Below are 2,212 nucleotides of genomic sequence, written 5' to 3'. Positions count from 1 at the left end.
CGTCCGACCTGGGTATAGGGGCGAAAGACTAATCGAACCATCTAGTAGCTGGTTCCCTCCGAAGTTGCCATGTACGCCGGAGATGGTAGGGCCAGTGCAAATCACCACGGGTCCCAGCACTTTGGGTGAGGTGCTGGGTGATTGACGGTCCGAAGGGCAACGTTGTGTAGTGTGTCTCTGAATATGGATGCGTGTGTCGAGTGTTGGCAAGTCGGTTCAGGACGTCAGGATACGGGCTATTCTTGGTCTTGCCAACCCACCATCTTAAGCTCAGAACCGACACCGGCGATCAGGGAAAGGTGGGTAAAACTCATGGTCCCCAAGACAGGGGAAGGACGGCGATGGCTTGGGAATACTGTGTGATTTGGCCTACTGGCCTGTAGCCGACAGCGGGCTGGGGCTGGGTAAGGCGCGCTCCTAGATCCTGTGATGGGACTCTGGCTGCCACCTCGCCTGGACCAGTTTCGCAACTCCTCACCCTCCATTGAAAACGCGACAGGTGACCTGCCAGCGCCGAGAATCGAAAACCCCGGAGGGGGTCAAGCCTCAAATCGGAATAATGAAAGAAAGCAGAAACAGGAAAATCATACTGGCTGGCGGGTCGCCCAGGATAAAAAGTCGCCTTAGGGGCGCCAGGGATCGGGCGTCTTCTAATATGGTAAGATCCCCCCGCGGTTCTGTGGCCGAGGACTGTGGGTCGGACGGTGGCCAACCCTCCGGTTCTGGACCCTTGCCTGTCCCCAGACTCCGAGAATGCTCGGTGGTTTTGACGCGCCTGCGGGTGGGGCCGTCAGACGAGGAAAGACCACCGGGTGTTGTATGTAGCGATACCGAGCCCTTCGGCGCAAGAGGCTCTGCTGAAGAAGCCCCGAGTTCGGGTCAACCCGACGCTTTCCCAGGGGAAGGTCTCACCGTGGCCAACCCCACTCCGGAAGAGCCGTGCGTGGACCCCGGTGTGGTAGTGCCACTGCCATTGGAGGACTATGCATGCGCTCTCTGTGGCGTATCGGCGGGCACTTTGATGTGGGTTGTGAATCACTTCGCAATTCGCCATGGGGGGGTGCCCGTTAGATACAGCTGTCGCTTATGTGGAAAGGTCTCGAACGCGTGGCGGACCATCGTTTGTCACGCTCCACACTGTAATGGCGGTACCGTACGTAGGCAACGCTCAGGCGCTTTTGTCTGCGAGGAGTGTGGCCGTGGTTTCGTCTCCAACAGGGCACGGAGTACGCATGAGCGGCACGTCCACCCCGACCTCCGGAACAGGAAGAGGGCGCGTTCAGTCCCCGCGCCCTCCGAGGAAAGTCCTGCGTTAACACAGGCGGAGGTGGAGGTAGAAGTCTCGCGGGCCCTAGGGGAGGGCGTGATTGGTACCCCCAAACGCCCCAGACTCTCTGAGGAAACGAACAGCCCGACGCTCGACAAAGCAAATCCGTCAGTTTCTCATGAAACGCTTATCCTGCCAGACGGTGGCCTTTCGGCAGGACTACGGGAGGTGGCCAGACAAATGGTGGGTGGGGCAGAGAATGGCGAGGAGGGCTACGTCCGAGTACTCTCTGCCTGGTTGGAAGGTGATGACCAAGTTCCTGCCTTGGTCGAAAGCCTGGCATCACAGATGCTTCAGGAACTGCGTGAAGTCGAAGGTCAACAACTACCAGCCCCGAGGACCAACCGCGAGCTGGGGGAAGCGGTTGGACCTCGCTGGCAGACCACTGGGAAAGCAAGGCGGCTTGCCTACCACGCCTGTCAGCTGAAATTCCAAAGGGACCAGGTCCGACTCGCCGCCGAGCTCCTCGATGGTACGTGCCCTTCCAACTGCCCGCTAACGACGGAGGAAATCTATGGCGAATTCCGCGGCGTTTGGGAGAGAGTAACGGCCTTCGAGGGCCTGGGCCCCTTTGTGCCCTTTGGCCTGGCAAGCAATGGGCACATGGCTGGACCGATCTCAGCGAATGAGGTGGAAAGATGTCTCAAGCAGGTCGCGAACGCATCCGCACCCGGGCCCGACAGGATCAGGAAGCAGGATATTCTTGCATGGGACCCCGAGTGCGAGGAACTTTCACGCATGTTCAACGTGTGGTGGATCACTGGAGTCATCCCAAAATGCTTCAAACAATGTCGCACGGTACTAATCCCCAAGACCTCGGACCAGGGTGCGTTGAAGGAGATCGGTAATTGGAGGCCGATCACCATCGGTTCGATGGTCTTAAGG

General features: G+C 58.9%; 1 protein-coding gene. It reads left to right on the top strand.

Annotation, left to right across the window (positions count from 1 at the left end):
• Positions 1–1,363: 1,363 nt before the first annotated feature.
• A partial coding sequence (locus tag ACRCYW_RS14470) for a hypothetical protein (RefSeq protein WP_438550770.1) occupies positions 1,364–2,212 on the top strand: 849 nt, incomplete at its 3' end.

Source organism: Aeromonas sp. (assembly GCF_051657805.1).
Lineage (GTDB): Bacteria > Pseudomonadota > Gammaproteobacteria > Enterobacterales > Aeromonadaceae > Aeromonas.
Note: the sequence above shows the minus strand (reverse complement) of the source record. Positions and strands in the feature narration are given on the sequence as shown.